Source organism: uncultured Sphingomonas sp., from assembly GCF_964021865.1.
GTDB lineage: Bacteria > Pseudomonadota > Alphaproteobacteria > Sphingomonadales > Sphingomonadaceae > Sphingomonas.
In genome coordinates, this window is record NZ_CAXIAM010000068.1 from 1 (window position 1) to 15,969 (window position 15,969).

The window sequence follows — 15,969 nt, forward strand, 5'->3', positions numbered from 1 at the left end:
GCCGCCTGCTCGGTCGCGCCCTGGCTCACCTGCTCCGACGACGACGACAGCTGCTGGCTGCCCGCCGCCACATTCTGTGCCGCCAGCGTGGTCTGCCCGATCGTCTCGCGGAGCCGCAGCGTCATGCGGTTGACGGTATCGACCAGGTCCTTGATCTCGTCGTTGCTGTGCACCGCAACCTCGACCGACAGATCGCCGTCGGCGACGGCGGACACCGCCTCGCTGACCTGCCGCAGCCCCTTCGACACCAGCCGCGCGATCCACAGCGCGCCGCCGACCGCGAGCAGCAGCGCGATCACCGCCGTCGTCAGCAACGTGGTGCGCGCCCCCGAATAGAGCGTGGCGGCATCGGCATTGGCCTGGGTGAGCTGCGCCTGCGTGATCGCGGTGAGCTGCCCCAGCGTCTCGCCCAGCCGGGTGGCGACCGCGCGGCCCTCGGTCATCGACAGGCGTGCCGCCTCGTCGTTGTTCCCGGCCATCGCAAGCTGACGGCCGCGATCGCTGACCTGGCGATAGGCGTTCCACTGGTCGAGGCTCTTCTGCCAGATCGGGCGGCCCTGCTCGCTCGCGATCTTCAGCCCGCCTTCCAGATTCTCGCGGATCTTGCGATCGAAATCGATGAACTTGGCGTCGAACTCCTGCTTCAGCGCGACATCGTCGGTCATCATCAGGTTCTTTTCGTTGCGGATCGCGCGCCCGATGTCGCCATCGGCGGTCAGCGCCAGCTGGATGCGCCGCGTCGGACCATCGACGATCTCGCCGATCATCCCATTCAACACGCCGATCTTCGACACGCCGACGCCGACGACGAGGCACAGCAGCAGAATGACGGCGGTAAACGTCCCGGCCAGTTTCATCTTGATCGTGGCGCGCATAGCAAGTCCTTTTCCTCGCACGATGGTGCGTTCGACGCGGCCGCCGCAGCGGTTTACCTTCTTCGCTTACCTCGACAGGAATGAAGGAACGGTTCAGGCGTGCTTCGATAATGCAGTAGGTTAAGAGGAATTTCGCCGCGTCCGCGGCGACGGCGGGGCGATCCCGTCGCCCCGCCGAACCGCATCAGGCCGCGCGGCCGAAGTCGGCATCCTCGCCGTCCGGTCCGCCGGTGGTCAGGTCGAGCGCAAAGCCGCGGACGCGGGCCTGCTGCTCGGCGACCGATCCGCCGCGCCCCGCAGGCCGCGCCTTCTTGGATGGCGCCGCTGCGGCCGGTGCGCTCGACGTGCTGCGCTTGGCGGAACGCGCGGGCTTGCGGCCGTCGTCGACACGGAAGAACGCGATGCTCTCCTGCAGCTCCTCGGCCTGGCTGGCGAGCTCCTCGGAGGTCGAGGAGATCTGCTCGGACGCCGAGGCATTCTGCTGCGTCACCTTGTCGAGCTGCTGGATCGCCTCGTTGATCTGGCTGGCACCGATATCCTGCTCGCGGCACGCCGCGCTGATCTCCGACACCAGCTCGGCGGTCCGGCGGATGTCGGGCACCAGCTTGGTCAGCATCTCGCCGGCCTGCGCCGCCGCGGTCACCGTCTCCGACGACATGCCGCTGATCTCGCCCGCCGCGGTCTGGCTGCGCTCGGCCAGCTTGCGCACCTCGGCGGCAACCACCGCGAACCCGCGGCCGTGTTCGCCGGCCCGCGCCGCCTCGACTGCGGCATTGAGCGCCAGCAGATCGGTCTGACGCGCGATCTCCTGGACGATCCCGATCCGCTCGGCGATCGTCCGCATCGCGGTGACCGCCTTCTCAACCGCCTGCCCGCTCAGCTCGGCGTCCTGCGACGACTGGCGCGCGATCTTCTCGGTCTGGGTCGCATTGTCGGCGTTCTGTTTAATGTTGGCGGCCATCTGCTCCATCGATGCAGAGGCCTCTTCAGCCGCCGCTGCCTGCTGGGTTGCGCCCTGGCTCACCTGCTCCGACGACGACGACAGCTGCTGGCTGCCCGACGCGACGTTCTGCGCCGCCAGCGTCGCATCCCCGACCACCCCGCGCAGCCGCTCGACCATCGTGACCAGCGCAAGCCCCAGCTTGTCCTTGTCCGACAGCGGCTGGTGATCGACGGTCAGGTCGCCGCCCGCGATCTGCTCCGCGGTGCCGGCGATCGCTTCGAGGTTGGTACGCAGGCCGCCGAGGTTGACGTTCAGCTGGTCGCTCAGCCCGCCGTATCGCTGCGTCGTGGTTACGGTCGTATCGCCGCGCGACAAGGCGTCGAGCACCTTGGAGATGTCGCCGAACGCCGCCTCGACCGCCGCGACGCTGCCCTGCATCTGGCCGATCTCGTCCTTGCGCTCGCTGGCGAGCGGCTCGGCCAGACGCCCCAGCGCCTGAGTCACCTGCCCGACCGGACGGCTGATCCCGCGCGTCATCACCAGACCGATCAGGACCGCAACCACCACGCTGGCGGCCATCCCGCTCCAGATCGCCAGGGTGATGGTGGCGAACGCCGCCGCCTGGGCGGCCTGCCGCTGCGACATCAGCGCGTTCTCGGTCGCGACGATCTCCGAAACCTTCGCGCGCAGCTGGTCCATCGCCGCCTTGCCGGCACCGCTGCTCTCCAGCGCGCGCGCCTGTTCGTGCTGATCGGGATGCGACATCATCCGGATCGCGCGCTCCGCGACATCGTCGTGCCAGCTCTGCGCCAGCCGCTTGACGTCGTCCAGCCGCGCCTGCTGGACAGGGTTGTCGCTCGTCAACGTCTTGGCCTGCGACCATTTCTCGGCGAACTGCGTCCAGCCCTGACGATAAGGCGTCAGGAATTGCTCACCACCTGACACCAGATAGCCGCGATAGCCGGTCTCCTGATTGACCATGCTGGTTACGATGTCGTTGGCGGTGGCGACGACCTTATAGGTGTGCTCGTTGATCTCTGTGGTCGCACGGACCTGCCAGGCATTGGACAGGATGACGCCATCCACGGCCACCGTAATGGCGATGATCACGCCCAGGCAGATCATCAGCTTTCGCGAAATGGTGAGATTATTGAAGAAGTTCATGATCGTCGTTCCTTCGCGGGCGGCGGGAGTGGATGGTGCCGACGTCGACCTGGATCAGGCCGCGCGACCGAAGTCGGCGTCCTCGCCGTCCGGCCCGCCGTTCGTCAGGTCGAGCGCGAAACCGCGGACCCGCGCCTGCTGATCGGCAATCGAGGCGCCACCACGCGGTGCGGGCTTGGCCTTCTTGGCCGGCATCGCGGCAGCCGACGGCGCTGCCGTGCTGCGCGCCTTGGCACGCGCCGGCTTGCGTCCATTGTCGACGCGGAAGTACGCGATGCTCTCCTGCAGCTCCTCGGCCTGGCTGGCGAGCTCCTCGGAGGTCGAGGAGATCTGCTCGGACGCCGAGGCATTCTGCTGCGTCACCTTGTCGAGCTGCTGGATCGCCTCGTTGATCTGGCTGGCACCGATATCCTGCTCGCGGCACGCCGCGCTGATCTCCGACACCAGCTCGGCGGTCCGGCGGATGTCGGGCACCAGCTTGGTCAGCATCTCGCCGGCCTGCGCCGCCGCGGTCACCGTCTCCGACGACATGCCGCTGATCTCGCCCGCCGCGGTCTGGCTGCGCTCGGCCAGCTTGCGGACCTCGGCGGCCACCACCGCGAACCCGCGGCCGTGCTCGCCGGCCCGCGCCGCTTCGACCGCCGCGTTCAGCGCCAGCAGATCGGTCTGGCGCGCGATCTCCTGAACGATCCCGATCCGCTCGGCGATTGTCCGCATCGCGGTGACCGCCTTTTCGACCGCCTGCCCGCTCAGTTCCGCATCCTGCGACGACTGGCGCGCGATTTTCTCGGTCTGAGTCGCATTGTCGGCGTTCTGCTTGATGTTGGCGGCCATCTGCTCCATCGATGCCGACGCTTCCTCGGCCGCCGCCGCCTGCTCGGTCGCGCCCTGGCTCACCTGCTCCGACGACGACGACAGCTGCTGGCTGCCCGACGCGACGTTCTGCGCCGCCAGCGTCGCGTCCCCGACCACCCCGCGCAGCCGCTCGACCATCGTGACCAGCGCATGGCCCAGCTTGTCCTTGTCCGACAGTGGCTGGTAATCGACCGTCAGGTCGCCGCCTGCGATCGCGTCCGCCAGCGCCGCGCTCTTGCGCAGGTTGGCGGTCATGCGATTGACGGTGTCGACCAGATCCTTGATCTCGTCATTGGTGGTGACGACGACGTCCTGATCGAGATCGCCGATCGACACCGCCTCCACCGCGACGCTGATGCGCTTCAGCCCGCGCGACACCACCAGCGAGATCCAGAGTGCGCCCGCCACCGCGATCATGAAGGCGATGACCCCCGCCGTGATCATGATGGTCCGGCTCTCGGCATACAGTTCGTTGGTCGACTCGTCGGCTTGCTTCATCGCGGCGCGCTGGAAGTCGCTGAGCTTGCCGATATCGGCGTTGAAGCGGACGTTGAGCGGTGCCTGTTCCTCGTTCGAGACCTTGGCGGCTTCTTCGTTGCGATTGGCGTTGCCGAGATCGCGGACACGATCGAAGACCGGCTTCAGTTCGGTCCAGTCGCGGCCCACCGCTTCCCAGAAGGGCTTGCTCTCGGGGCTGGCGGCCGCGATGCCCTGCTGGATCGTGCGATCAAGCTCGTTCTCGCCGGCGACGACCTTGTCGTAATAGACCTTCATCGTCGCGGCATCGGTGTTGAGCGCGAGCGATTGCTGGTCGGCGAGCGACTGGCTCTGCAGCGTGTCGACCGACTGCGCCAGCGACAGGCTGCGCGCGGGGCCGGCGATCACTTCGGTGATCGCGCTGTTCAGGGTGCTCATCTTCGAGACGCCGACGCCGATGACGACGGCGAGCAGAAGCACGAGGACCGCGAAGGTCGCTCCCAGCTTCATCTTGATCGTTGCGCGCATGATTTTCTCCAGGGAATTGGGTGACACACGCATCGTCCCCGTCTTCCAGGAACATACGCGCGTTAAGCTGCCGGCCCGTCGCCAGGGCGACGAACGGATCGGCGATCAGCTACTCAGCCGCGGGACGCCGCGGCATGGTGGCGGGGCCGTTGCACACCCCGCCGAAAACATCAGGCCGCGCGGCCGAAGTCGGCGTCCTCGCCGTCCGGTCCGCCGGTACTCAGATCCAGCGCGAAGCCGCGCGCACGCGCCTGCTGATCGGCGACCGTCGCGCCGCCGCGCTTCGCCGTTCCGACCTTCTTCAGCGGCTTGGCGGCGGGCGCGCGCGCCGGCTTGCGCGCGGCGATCGTCGCCTTGGGCTCGTTGGTGCGGAAGAAGGCGATATTGGCCTCCAGCTCCTCGGCCTGCCCCGCCAGTTCTTCCGACGTCGAGGAAATCTGCGACGAGGCCGAGGCGTTCTGCTGCGTCACCTTATCGAGCTGCTGGATCGCCTCGTTGATCTGGCTGGCACCGATATCCTGCTCGCGGCACGCCGCGCTGATCTCCGACACCAGCTCGGCGGTCCGGCGGATGTCGGGCACCAGCTTGGTCAGCATCTCGCCGGCCTGCGCCGCCGCGGTCACCGTCTCCGACGACATGCCGCTGATCTCGCCCGCCGCGGTCTGGCTGCGCTCGGCCAGCTTGCGGACCTCGGCGGCCACCACCGCGAACCCGCGGCCGTGCTCGCCGGCCCGCGCCGCTTCGACTGCGGCGTTCAGCGCCAGCAGGTCGGTCTGGCGCGCGATCTCCTGCACGATCCCGATCCGCTCGGCGATCGTGCGCATCGCGGTGACCGCCTTCTGCACCGCCTGCCCGCTCTGCTCGGCATCCTGCGACGACTGGCGCGCGATCTTCTCGGTCTGCGCGGCATTGTCGGCGTTCTGCTTGATATTGGCGGCCATCTGCTCCATCGACGCCGACGCTTCCTCGGCTGCTGCCGCCTGCTCGGTCGCGCCTTCGCTGACCTGCTCGGCGGTGCTCGACAATTGCTGGCTGCCCGCCGCCACCTGCGCCGAGGCGGCGCTGACCTCACCTGCGAACTTCGACAGATTGTCGACCAGCGTGTTGATCGCGGCCTTCATCCGCTCGTGATCGCCCTCGCACGCGATCTCGACACGCTGGGTGAGGTCGCCGCCGCTGACCAGCGCCAGCACGCGATTGCCCTCGGCGATCGGATGCAGGATCGCGTCGAGCATCCCGTTGATCCCGCCGACCAGCTTGCCGAAATCGCCCGGAAAGCGCGTCACGTCGCCGCGTTCGCTGAGCTGCCCGGCGGTAGAGGCGTCGATCAGGCGGCGGATCTCGCCGATGATCTCGCGCAGATTGCCGCGCAATTCCTCGATCGTGTCGTTGATGAACGCCTTCTTGCCCGGAAAGCGCTCCAGCGGCGCGTCGAAATTGCCCTCACCGAACTGCTTGATGCACGCCATCGCCAGCTTTTTGACCGCGATATGGCCGCTGACCATGTCGTTGATGCCCTGCGCCATCACCGCGAAGTCGCCCTGGAATTTGGCGACCGGCACGAACACGTCGATGTCGCCGCGATCATGCTCGGCGGACATGGTGTTCATCTCGGCGATCAACCCCTTCAGGCTGGCGCGCAATCCCTCGACCGTGTCGTTGATGAAGGCCTTCTTGCCCGGGAAGGTTTCCAGCGGCGCGTCGAACCGCCCCTCGCCCAGTGCCTTGACGCAGGCCAGCGCCTTCTTCTTGACGGTGATGTGCGCCCCGACCAGCGCGTTGATGCCGGCCGCCGCCTGCGCCATGTCGCCGCGGAACGCCGTCACCGGCACGACGGTGTCGATGTCCCCCGCCTCATATTCGGCCGTCATGCGCTCGACCGCCTCGCGCAGCCGCACCGACGGCGTCACCGCCTCGTCGAGCAGATGGTTGACCGCCTCCAGGATCGCGCGCGCTTCGCCGCTCGCCTCGCCCACGTCGGCGCGCCGCGACAGGTCGCCCTCGCCCAGCGCGCGGGTAAGCTGACGGAGCTGCGCGAGCGCGTAATCGGAACGGGCGGTTTTCTTGAAGGCAGGAAGCAACGACATGGCAAAACCTCTGAAACGCTAGGGCAGCATCGGGTCAGGGCCGTGGCGACAGCACGGCGGCGAAGATGGCGGTGAGATCGGGCAGGATGATCAGGTCGTCGCGCCAGCGGACCAGCCGGCGGACGTAATCGCGCTGCCAGCGCATGCCCACGACGGGCGCTTCCTCGCTGGCCCCGGCGCTCAGCGTCGCCACCTCGCGGACATGGTCGGTGCGCAGCCCGATCAGCGTCTGCTCGCCGTCGATCGGCAGTTCGATCACCACGATCCGGCTGTCGGGCGTCGTCTCCGCCGCCTCCATCGCGAAGGCGAGGCGCAGGTCGGCGACCGGCACGATCCGCCCGCGGAAGTTGACGACGTGGCGCACCAGCGCCGGCGCGCCCGGCACCAGCGTCTCGGGCAGCAGGTCCAGGATCTCGCGGACCATCGTCGCTTCCAGCGCGAGCGTCTCGCCGCCCACGTCGAAGGTCAGGACCTCCAGCTCGCCGCGCTCGTTCCAGTCGGTGTCGGCCGCGGCCATCGCCGCCTCGGCGCGTTGCTTAGCTTGCGGCACGAAGCATCTCCTCACGAGGTTGCGCCATCGCGACCAGTTGCGCGACGTCGAGGATCAGCGCGACGTTGCCGTCGCCCAGGATCGTCGCGCCGGAGAAGCTGCCGACGCCGCGATGGAAGGCCGACAGCGATTTGATGACGGTCTGGTGGTTGCCGATGATCTGGTCGACGACCAGCCCGACGCGCTCGCGCCCGGTGGCGACCACCACGATCTTCTGGTGCGGATCGGGGCGCGTGCCGGTCGCGAACAGGTCGCGCAGCCGCACGAACGGCACCAGCCGGTCACGCAGCGTGATGAGGCTGCGCCCGCGCGAGCGCAGATCCTCCTCCAGCGACAGTTCGAGGCATTCCTCGACCGCCGACAGCGGGATGACGTAGCGGCTCTCGCCGACCCGCACCAAGAGCCCCTCGATGATCGCCAGCGTCAGCGGGATGCGCAGCGTGATCGTCGAGCCCTTGCCCGCCTCGCTCGCCACGCTGATCGACCCGCGCAGGCTCTCGATCGTGCGCTTCACCACGTCCATGCCCACGCCGCGGCCGGACAGGTTGGTCACCTGCGCCGCGGTCGAGAAGCCGGGGTGGAAGATCAGGCCGAACAGTTCCTCGTCGCTGATCTGCTGCCCCGGTTCGATCAGGCCATTCGCCTCGCCCTTGGCGCGAACGCGGTCGCGGTCGATGCCGCGGCCGTCGTCGACGATCGTGATCAGCACCTCGCCACCCGCCTGATGCGCGCTGAGCCGCACCAACCCGGTTTCGGACTTGCCCGCCGCGATGCGGTCGGCCGGCGCTTCGAGGCCGTGATCGCACGAGTTGCGGATGATATGGACCAGCGGATCGAACAGCCGCTCGATCACGGTCTTGTCGACCTCGGTCGTCTCGCCCGACGTCTGCAGCTCGATCGACTTGCCGGTCTCGCGCGCCAGATCGTGGATCAGGCGGCGGAAGCGGCCGAACAGCGACGATACCGGCACCATGCGCAACACCATCATCGTGTCGCGCAATTCGCCGGCCAGCCGCTCGATATCCTCGGTGACCGAGCGCAGCAGCAGGTCGTGGCCGCTGTTGGCGAGCTGCGACAGGCGGCTCTGCGCGATCACCAGCTCGCCGACGCGGTCCATCAGCGCGTCGAGCCGCTCGGCGGGAACGCGGACGTTCTCGCCTGCGGGCTGTGCGGCGGCGGGCGGCCCGCCGGCGGCGGCAGCGACCGGGGCAACCGGGGCGGCCGCCTCGACCGCGACGGCGGCAACCGGCGCCTCGTCGGCGACGACCGGCTCGGCCGGCGCCTCGTCGCCCAGCGGCGCGATCTCCAGCGTCATGTCGTCCATGACGAAGATGAACACGTCCTCGATCGCCTCGCGGGAAATGTCGCCGCGCAGGGTGACGTCCCAGCCGAGATGGCATTCGTTGGGCGCCAGCGCGCCCAGCGGCGGCAGCGCGTCGGTGCGCACGCGCACCTCCGCGTCGCCCAGATCGCGAAGCTCGTCGAGCAGCATCAGCGGGTTGGTGCCGTTGGCCATCGCGTCGGCCGGCAGGCGGAAGAACATCCGCCAGCCCTTCGCCGCCGGGGCCGCCACGCTCGCGGCCGCGACCGAGCCGCCGCCGCGCGCCGCCTCGACCGCCGCGGCCAGCCGCGCCAGGATCGCATCGCCCTCGGCCTGCGGCGCGTCGCCCTCGACCAGCGCGGCCATATGGTCGCGCGCCGACAGGATCACCGACACCAGTTCGGCGGTGGCGGGCACCTCGCCCCTGCGGACGCGGTCGAACGCGCTTTCGCAATGGTGCGTGAACGCCGCCAGCGCGTCGAACCCGAACATCGCGCCCGAGCCCTTCAGCGTGTGCAGCCCGCGGAACACCGCATTGACCAACGCCATGTCGCCCAGCCGGTGGCCAAGGTCGAGCAGCCCCTGTTCGACCTGCTCCAGCAGCTCGCCCGCTTCCACCCGGAAGGTGGCTGTCGGGTCCTCGCTCACTTGCCCAGCACCTTCTGCGCGACGCGGATCAGCTGTTCGGGCTGGAACGGCTTGACCAGCCAGCCGGTCGCGCCCGCCGCCTTGGCCTGCGCCTTCATGTCGGCGTCGCTTTCGGTCGACAGGAAGATGATCGGAATGCCGGCCTGCGCGGGCTGTTCGCGCAGCGCGCGGATCATCGACAGCCCGTCCATGTTGGGCATGTTCAGATCGGTGACGATCATATCGTACCGGGTGCCCGTCGCCTTGGCGAGCCCGTCGGCGCCGTCGACCGCCTCGGTCACGGCATAGCCGGCACCGGTCAGCGCGATGCGGATCGCCATCCGCAGGCTGGCGCTGTCGTCAACGGTAAGGATCGAAGCGGTCATTGCGCGGTCTCTCCGTGGAACCAAAAATCGGCGTCCTCGTCGGACGCGGGGGTGAAGCCGGCGCGCGCCAGCAGCGCGCGGAACGGGGCGTCGACCGGGGCGGTCAGCGCGAAATCGCGGCCATCGGCGCGCGCGGTGCGGCGCGCGGATTCGACCAGTTGCACCACGCTCAGATCTGGCGCGGCGACCGCCGACAGGTCGAGGCGGACGGCGTCGCTCGCCGCAAAGGCATGCGACAGATCGTCGGCCAGCAAGCCGATCGAGGGCAGGCACAGGTCGCCGGCCGCGACCACATGGGTGATCGACATGAACATGGTGCTCCTTGACTGGACGTCCGGCCTGACGAGGCAGACCGCGGCGCCTTACGCCCGATACAAAGCGGATCGCACCATGCGGTGGGCACGGACGTCCGTTACGACGTCCTTGCTAAGGCGCAGGGGTAAAATGCTGATTAATTCTCGATAAGACTTGGGCGGTCGCCAAGGCGCACGAAGCGCATGATGTCAGCCACTTGCACGCCGCCCGGGACGGGAGACGCGAAAAAATTCTTACTTCGGATGCGCCGCTCACTCCGCAATAAGATCGGCGACGATCGGGAAATGATCGGAGGGATAGCGCGCGCCATCATGCGTGGTCAGCACCCGCGCCGTTTTCACGCGGAACCCTTTTACGAGAATATAGTCGATCCACTTGCCCGGCTCGGGCGTGCCGGTGAAATCGTGGAAGGTGCCGGTCGGCGCATCGGCGGTGCGCGCGAGCCGCGACGCATCTGTCAGGAACGCGGTCAGTCGTACCACCGCCGCACTGTCGGGCGTGGTGTTCAGATCGCCGGTCAGCACGATCGGCAACCCCTGGGCGATCGCCGGCAGCCGCGCCGCGATCAGCGCGGCGGAGCGGTTGCGCGCTTCCTCGTCCTCCGCGCCGCGATGCGCGAAGTGCGTGTCGGCCAGCAGGAAGCGGCGTTTGGTCTTGCCGATCGTCTCGAACACGCCCCAGGTCACCATCCGCGGCAGGTTCGCGCCCCAGCTCATCCTGCCCGGCGTCTCGGGCGTCTCGGACAGCCAGAAGTCGCCGCTGCGGATCAGCGTGAGCCGGTCGGTGCGGTAGAACACGCCCATATGCTCGCCCTTATGCCCGCCGTCGCGGTCGCGCCCGAACCAGCGATAGCGCGGCAGCGCGCGGACGATGTCGTCGCCCTGCGTCTTGAGCAACTCCTGCGTGCCGATCACATCCGGGTTCGCCTCGCGCACCGTTTGCATGAACAGCGCGCGTCGCGCCGGCCAGACGTTGGGGCCGTCGCAGTCGCACGCGAAGCGGACGTTGAAAGTCATGACGCGCACGTCCTGCGCCGCGGCGCTGCCCGCGGTCATCAGCGCCATCGTGGCGATCGCCAACATCATCAAACGCTTCATCTGCGACCTTTCTTTGTTTCGGGCTCGCTATTTCAGGGACGTCGTCATTGCGAGCGTAGCAGAGCAATCCGGGGCGTCCTGGTCCGGCTCTGGATTGCTCCGCGACGCTTGCAATGACGGTCTACGCCAAGAAGCTGCAATTGCCCTGTCGCAACCAATTCCACGCCCCGCTCCCCGGCATTTCCGCGCAAGGGATGACAGACGCATGACGACCGGACACGCATGTCCGGCGTAGAGGGAAGCGAATGTCTCGGTTGCTCGATCACCAACGGCTCACCCACCTGCAACGGCTCGAGGCCGAGGCGATCCACATCATGCGAGAGGTGGTGGCCGAGGCGGACAATCCGGTGATGCTCTATTCGGTCGGCAAGGACAGCGCGGTGATGCTGCATCTGGCGCGCAAGGCGTTCTTCCCGAGCCCCCCGCCCTTCCCGCTGCTGCACGTCGATACGACGTGGAAGTTCCGCGAGATGTACGCGCTGCGGGACCGGATGGCGGCGGAAAGCGGGATGACGCTGCTCGTCCACCGGAACCCCGAGGCGATCGAGCGCGGGATCAACCCGTTCGATCACGGCGCGCTCCACACCGATATCTGGAAGACCGAGGGGCTGAAGCAGGCGCTCGACCATCATGGCTTCGACGCCGCCTTCGGGGGCGCGCGCCGCGACGAGGAGAAGAGCCGCGCCAAGGAGCGGATCTTCAGCTTCCGCGCCGCGACGCACGGCTGGGACCCAAAGAAGCAGCGCCCGGAGCTGTGGAATCTCTACAATGCGCGCAAGAACAAGGGCGAAAGCATCCGCGTCTTCCCGATCTCAAACTGGACCGAGCTGGATATCTGGCAATATATCCACCTGAACGACGTGCCGATCGTCCCGCTCTATTTCGCGGCGGAGCGGCCGACCGTCGAGCGCGACGGGATGCTGCTGATGGTCGACGACGATCGCTTCCGGCTGTTGCCCGGCGAGGCGCCGGTGCTGCGCTCGATCCGCTTCCGCACGCTCGGCTGCTATCCGCTGACCGGCGCGGTCGAGAGCCGCGCGACGACGCTGCCGCAGGTGATCCAGGAGACGTTGCTCACCACCACCAGCGAGCGGCAGGGACGCGCGATCGACAAGGATGCCGGCGGCGCGGGGATGGAAGTGAAGAAGCAGCAGGGGTATTTCTGATGAGCACCGCACCTGCTTATGTCGTGGATGACCTGATCGCGCGCGACATCGATGCGTATCTCGACTCGCACCAGCACAAGACGATGCTGCGCTTCATCACCTGCGGTTCGGTCGACGATGGCAAGTCGACGCTGATCGGACGGCTGCTCTACGATTCGAAGATGATCTTCGAGGATCAGCTCGCCGCGCTCGAAAGCGATTCGCGCAAACAGGGCACGCAGGGACAGGAGATCGACTTCGCGCTCCTGGTCGACGGGCTCGCCGCCGAGCGCGAACAGGGGATCACGATCGACGTCGCCTATCGCTTCTTCACTACCGAAAAGCGCAAGTTCATCGTCGCCGACTGCCCCGGCCACGAACAATATACGCGCAACATGGTGACGGGCGCGTCGACCGCTGACCTCGCGGTGATCCTGATCGACGCGCGGAAGGGCGTGCTGACGCAGACGCGGCGGCACAGCTACCTTTGCCACCTGATCGGCATCCGCAACATCGTGCTGGCGGTCAACAAGATGGACCTCGTCGATTACGATCAGGCGACGTTCGACGCGATCGTCGCCGATTATGCCGCCTTCGCGCGGTCGATCGGGATCGCCGGCTTCACCGCGCTGCCGATCTCGGGGTTCAAGGGCGACAATATCACCGCGCGCTCGGCGAATACGCCCTGGTACGCCGGGCCGACGTTGGTCGAGCATCTCGAAACCGTCGAGGTGCTCGCGTCGGTCGATGCCGACAAGCCGTTCCGGATGCCGGTGCAATGGGTCAACCGTCCACACCTCGATTTCCGCGGCTTTGCGGGGCTGATCGCGACCGGCGCGGTGCACGTCGGGGACAAGGTGCGCGTGCTGCCGTCGGGCAAGACCTCCAGCGTCACGCGGATCGTCACGCTCGACGGCGACCTCGAACAGGCGGTCGCCGGGCAATCGGTAACCTTGTGCTTCGCCGACGAGATCGACTGTTCGCGCGGCGACGTGATCGCCGCCGCGGAGCAGCCGCCCGAGGCCGCCGACCAGTTCGAGGCGACGTTGGTCTGGCTCGATGATGCGAGCTTGCGCGTCGGGCGCGGCTATTGGCTGAAGCTTGGCACGCAGACCGTCTCGGCGACCGTCCAGCAGCCCAAATATGTCGTCAACGTCAACACGCTCGAACAGCTCGCCGCCAAGACGCTCGACCTCAACGCGATCGGCGTCGCCGAGCTGACCACCGATCGTCAGGTCGTGTTCGAGCCCTATGCCGACAATCGCACGCTCGGCGGGTTCATCCTGATCGACAAATTGACCAATGCGACGGTCGCGGCGGGGATGCTGCATTTCAGCCTGCGCCGCGCGCAGAACGTTCATTGGCAGGCGGTCGACGTCGGGCGCGACGCCCATGCCGCGCTCAAGGAGCAGAAGCCCGCGGTATTGTGGTTCACCGGCCTGTCGGGATCGGGCAAGTCGACAATCGCCAATCTGGTCGAGAAGCGCCTCCACGCGCTCGGCCGCCACACCTTCCTGCTCGACGGCGACAACGTCCGCCACGGGCTCAACAAGGATCTCGGCTTCACCGAGGCCGACCGGATCGAGAACATCCGCCGCGTCGGCGAGGTGGCGAAGCTGATGACCGACGCCGGGCTGATCGTGCTCACCGCCTTCATCAGCCCGTTCCGCGCCGAGCGCGAGATGGTGCGCGCGATGCTGCCCGCCGGCGAGTTCGTCGAGGTGTTCGTCGACACGCCGTTCGAGGAAGCCGAGCGCCGCGACGTGAAGGGGCTCTACAGGAAGGCGCGCGCCGGATTGCTCAAGAATTTCACCGGCATCGACAGCCCCTATGAGCGCCCCGAAGCGCCCGAGGTGCGGATCGACACCAATGTCACCACCCCCGAACAGGCTGCCGAGCAGATCGTCGACCTGTTGCTGCGCCGCGCATGACCGGGGAGCCGAGCGACGCCGCGCTGGCGGCGCATCTCGCCGAGGTGGCGGGCGCGCTGCTGCTGACGGTGCGCGACAGCGCGGCGCTGACCGAGAAGGCGCTGGCCAAGGCCGGGGATGCGATCGCCAATCGCTTTCTGGTCGAGGCGCTGCGCGTACAGCGTGGCGAGGACGGCTTGCTGTCGGAGGAGGAGAAGGATTGCCCGATCCGCCTCGACCGCTCGCGGGTGTGGATCGTCGACCCAGTCGACGGCACGCGCGAATATGCCGAGCGCCGCGCCGATTGGGCGGTGCATGTCGGCCTGGCGATCGACGGGGTGCCGACGACCGGCGCAGTCGCCTTGCCCGCCGCGGGGATCGTGCTGCGCAGCGACGCGCCGCTGACGGTGCCGCCCGCGCCCGAACGGCTGCGCATGGTCGTCAGCCGCTCGCGCCCGGCGCGCGAGGCGGTGGCGGTCGCCGAAGCGCTGAGCGCTGAACTGGTGCCGATGGGAAGCGCGGGGGCCAAGGCGATGAGCATCATCCTCGGCCAGTCGGACATCTATCTCCATTCCGGCGGCCAGTACGAATGGGACAGCTGCGCCCCCGCCGCCGTCGCGCGCGCGCACGGCCTCCACGTCAGTCGCATCGACGGCTCACCTTTGGTCTACAATTGCGCCGACACGTACATGCCTGACCTGCTGATCTGCCGTCCGGAGCACGTCGCGCCGGTATTGGCATCGCTCGCTCAGCTGTAATCGTCGCCCATCGCCGTCATTGCGCGCGGCGCGCTCTACCCCCCGATCGCCATCGCCCCCGCCGCCGCGAACCCGGCGATTGCCAGGATCCCCAGCACCCGCGCCAGCGACTCCTTGCGGTAATCCGACAGCCGCGCCTCGTTGAGCCAGTACAAGCCCTCCGGCGTCTTCTCGATCGCGCCGAACGCCACCATCCGGTCGAACACGCGCCGGTCGAGCCGCGACGCCGGCGTCGGGAACTTCGTCGCGGTCTCCTTCGCGGTCGCGCCCGCCGAAGTGAAATGCCAGGTGACGCGGTTGCGCGCCTTGGCGATCAACGCCGCCATGATCGTGCCGGACATGCGAACTCCTTCTTACTTCTTGCGATTTTGATGACGCAGGTTGCCGGGCCGCCCGCGCCGCTTGAGCACGCGCGGCGGCTTGACGCCCTTCGCCGGCGCACGCTCGGTCCGCGCGCCGCCATACCGCCCCTCGGGCAGCTCGAAGCGCAGCGCGCCCGACACCGGATTGGCCTCGGCGAGCCGTAGTTCGAGCCGCTGCCCCTGCGCATATTCCTCGCCGCTCTGCTCGCCGACCAGCCGCCGCGCCGCCTCGTCGAAGCGGAAATATTCGCTCCCGAGGTCGCGCACCGGCATCAATCCGTCGCCGCCGATCCCGTCGACGGTCGCGAAAAAGCCGAAATTGGTGACGCCGGTGATCCGCACCTCGACCAGCTCGCCGACGCGTTCGGACAGGAACGCGGCGACATAGCGGTCGATCGTCTCGCGCTCCGCCTCCATCGCGCGGCGCTCCAGCTTGCTGATCGTCGTCCCCGCCAGCTCGAAATCCTCGTCGCCGTTCAGCCCGCCCGGCCCCAGCGCATAGGCGGAGACGAGCGCGCGGTGCACCATCAGGTCGGCATAGCGGCGGATCGGCGAGGTGAAATGCGCAT

14 protein-coding genes are annotated in these 15,969 nt (G+C 68.0%); 3 read left to right on the forward strand and 11 right to left on the reverse strand.

Going from position 1 to position 15,969, the window contains the following annotated elements; all coding sequences use genetic code 11:
• The 9 genes from AADI75_RS14395 to AADI75_RS14435 form a co-directional block, all read right to left on the reverse strand.
• The coding region (locus AADI75_RS14395) for an MCP four helix bundle domain-containing protein (RefSeq protein WP_341209696.1) at window positions 1-875 on the reverse strand (875 nt) is incomplete at its 3' end.
• Window positions 876-1,059: 184 nt separating this feature from the next.
• Window positions 1,060-2,982, reverse strand: coding sequence for a CHASE3 domain-containing protein (locus tag AADI75_RS14400; protein WP_341209697.1), 1,923 nt, complete (start codon window positions 2,980-2,982; stop codon window positions 1,060-1,062).
• 54 nt (window positions 2,983-3,036) lie between these two features.
• Window positions 3,037-4,842 (reverse strand): methyl-accepting chemotaxis protein, encoded by a 1,806-nt coding sequence (locus AADI75_RS14405; RefSeq protein ID WP_341209698.1) that lies wholly within the window; start codon window positions 4,840-4,842, stop codon window positions 3,037-3,039.
• A gap of 170 nt (window positions 4,843-5,012) precedes the next feature.
• Window positions 5,013-6,929, reverse strand: a complete 1,917-nt coding sequence (locus AADI75_RS14410; protein WP_341209699.1) for a methyl-accepting chemotaxis protein — start codon at window positions 6,927-6,929, stop codon at window positions 5,013-5,015.
• Between the two features lie 34 nt (window positions 6,930-6,963).
• On the reverse strand, window positions 6,964-7,446 hold the full coding sequence (locus AADI75_RS14415; RefSeq protein WP_341209709.1) for a chemotaxis protein CheW: 483 nt from the start codon (window positions 7,444-7,446) through the stop codon (window positions 6,964-6,966).
• A gap of 19 nt (window positions 7,447-7,465) precedes the next feature.
• Entirely contained in the window at window positions 7,466-9,448 is a 1,983-nt protein-coding gene (locus tag AADI75_RS14420) for a chemotaxis protein CheA (protein ID WP_341209700.1), read from the reverse strand.
• On the reverse strand, window positions 9,445-9,813 hold the full coding sequence (locus AADI75_RS14425) for a response regulator (protein WP_341209701.1): 369 nt from the start codon (window positions 9,811-9,813) through the stop codon (window positions 9,445-9,447). The genes AADI75_RS14420 and AADI75_RS14425 overlap by 4 nt, the downstream gene beginning before the upstream one ends.
• Window positions 9,810-10,121, reverse strand: coding sequence for an STAS domain-containing protein (locus AADI75_RS14430; protein WP_341209702.1), 312 nt, complete (start codon window positions 10,119-10,121; stop codon window positions 9,810-9,812). Before AADI75_RS14430 ends, AADI75_RS14425 begins: the two co-directional genes overlap by 4 nt.
• A gap of 258 nt (window positions 10,122-10,379) precedes the next feature.
• Entirely contained in the window at window positions 10,380-11,225 is an 846-nt protein-coding gene (locus AADI75_RS14435; RefSeq protein WP_341209703.1) for an endonuclease/exonuclease/phosphatase family protein, read from the reverse strand.
• A 245-nt stretch (window positions 11,226-11,470) separates the two neighbouring features.
• Here AADI75_RS14435 and cysD point away from each other — a divergent pair, with 245 nt between their 5' ends.
• Genes cysD through AADI75_RS14450 form a run of 3 tightly spaced genes read left to right on the forward strand, consistent with a single transcriptional unit; the run spans window position 11,471 to window position 15,038 of the window.
• Window positions 11,471-12,391, forward strand: coding sequence for a sulfate adenylyltransferase subunit CysD (gene cysD, locus AADI75_RS14440; protein ID WP_341209704.1), 921 nt, complete (start codon window positions 11,471-11,473; stop codon window positions 12,389-12,391).
• On the forward strand, window positions 12,391-14,301 hold the full coding sequence (gene cysN / locus AADI75_RS14445) for a sulfate adenylyltransferase subunit CysN (RefSeq protein ID WP_341209705.1): 1,911 nt from the start codon (window positions 12,391-12,393) through the stop codon (window positions 14,299-14,301). Before cysD ends, cysN begins: the two co-directional genes overlap by 1 nt.
• The gene (locus AADI75_RS14450; RefSeq protein ID WP_341209706.1) at window positions 14,298-15,038 is read left to right on the forward strand and encodes a 3'(2'),5'-bisphosphate nucleotidase CysQ; all 741 of its coding nucleotides are present in this window, start codon (window positions 14,298-14,300) and stop codon (window positions 15,036-15,038) included. The genes cysN and AADI75_RS14450 overlap by 4 nt, the downstream gene beginning before the upstream one ends.
• Window positions 15,039-15,073: 35 nt before the next feature.
• Here AADI75_RS14450 and AADI75_RS14455 read toward each other — a convergent pair whose 3' ends face one another.
• Together AADI75_RS14455 and AADI75_RS14460 are read right to left on the reverse strand one after the other, a co-directional pair.
• Entirely contained in the window at window positions 15,074-15,379 is a 306-nt protein-coding gene (locus tag AADI75_RS14455) for a hypothetical protein (protein WP_341209707.1), read from the reverse strand.
• 12 nt (window positions 15,380-15,391) lie between these two features.
• Window positions 15,392-15,969: RNB domain-containing ribonuclease (locus tag AADI75_RS14460; protein WP_341209708.1), on the reverse strand; the 578-nt coding region annotated here is incomplete at its 5' end.

What these genes read in the sequence shown, in the direction of transcription:
- AADI75_RS14430 (WP_341209702.1), bottom strand. Translation starts at nt 10,121, where the DNA reads ATGTCGATCACCCATGTGGTCGCGGCCGGCGACCTGTGCCTGCCCTCG.
- AADI75_RS14435 (WP_341209703.1), bottom strand. Translation starts at nt 11,225, where the DNA reads ATGAAGCGTTTGATGATGTTGGCGATCGCCACGATGGCGCTGATGACC.
- AADI75_RS14415 (WP_341209709.1), bottom strand. Translation starts at nt 7,446, where the DNA reads ATGGCCGCGGCCGACACCGACTGGAACGAGCGCGGCGAGCTGGAGGTC.
- AADI75_RS14400 (WP_341209697.1), bottom strand. Translation starts at nt 2,982, where the DNA reads ATGAACTTCTTCAATAATCTCACCATTTCGCGAAAGCTGATGATCTGC.
- cysD (WP_341209704.1), top strand. Translation starts at nt 11,471, where the DNA reads ATGTCTCGGTTGCTCGATCACCAACGGCTCACCCACCTGCAACGGCTC.
- AADI75_RS14405 (WP_341209698.1), bottom strand. Translation starts at nt 4,842, where the DNA reads ATGCGCGCAACGATCAAGATGAAGCTGGGAGCGACCTTCGCGGTCCTC.
- cysN (WP_341209705.1), top strand. Translation starts at nt 12,391, where the DNA reads ATGAGCACCGCACCTGCTTATGTCGTGGATGACCTGATCGCGCGCGAC.
- AADI75_RS14410 (WP_341209699.1), bottom strand. Translation starts at nt 6,929, where the DNA reads ATGTCGTTGCTTCCTGCCTTCAAGAAAACCGCCCGTTCCGATTACGCG.
- AADI75_RS14455 (WP_341209707.1), bottom strand. Translation starts at nt 15,379, where the DNA reads ATGTCCGGCACGATCATGGCGGCGTTGATCGCCAAGGCGCGCAACCGC.
- AADI75_RS14450 (WP_341209706.1), top strand. Translation starts at nt 14,298, where the DNA reads ATGACCGGGGAGCCGAGCGACGCCGCGCTGGCGGCGCATCTCGCCGAG.
- AADI75_RS14425 (WP_341209701.1), bottom strand. Translation starts at nt 9,813, where the DNA reads ATGACCGCTTCGATCCTTACCGTTGACGACAGCGCCAGCCTGCGGATG.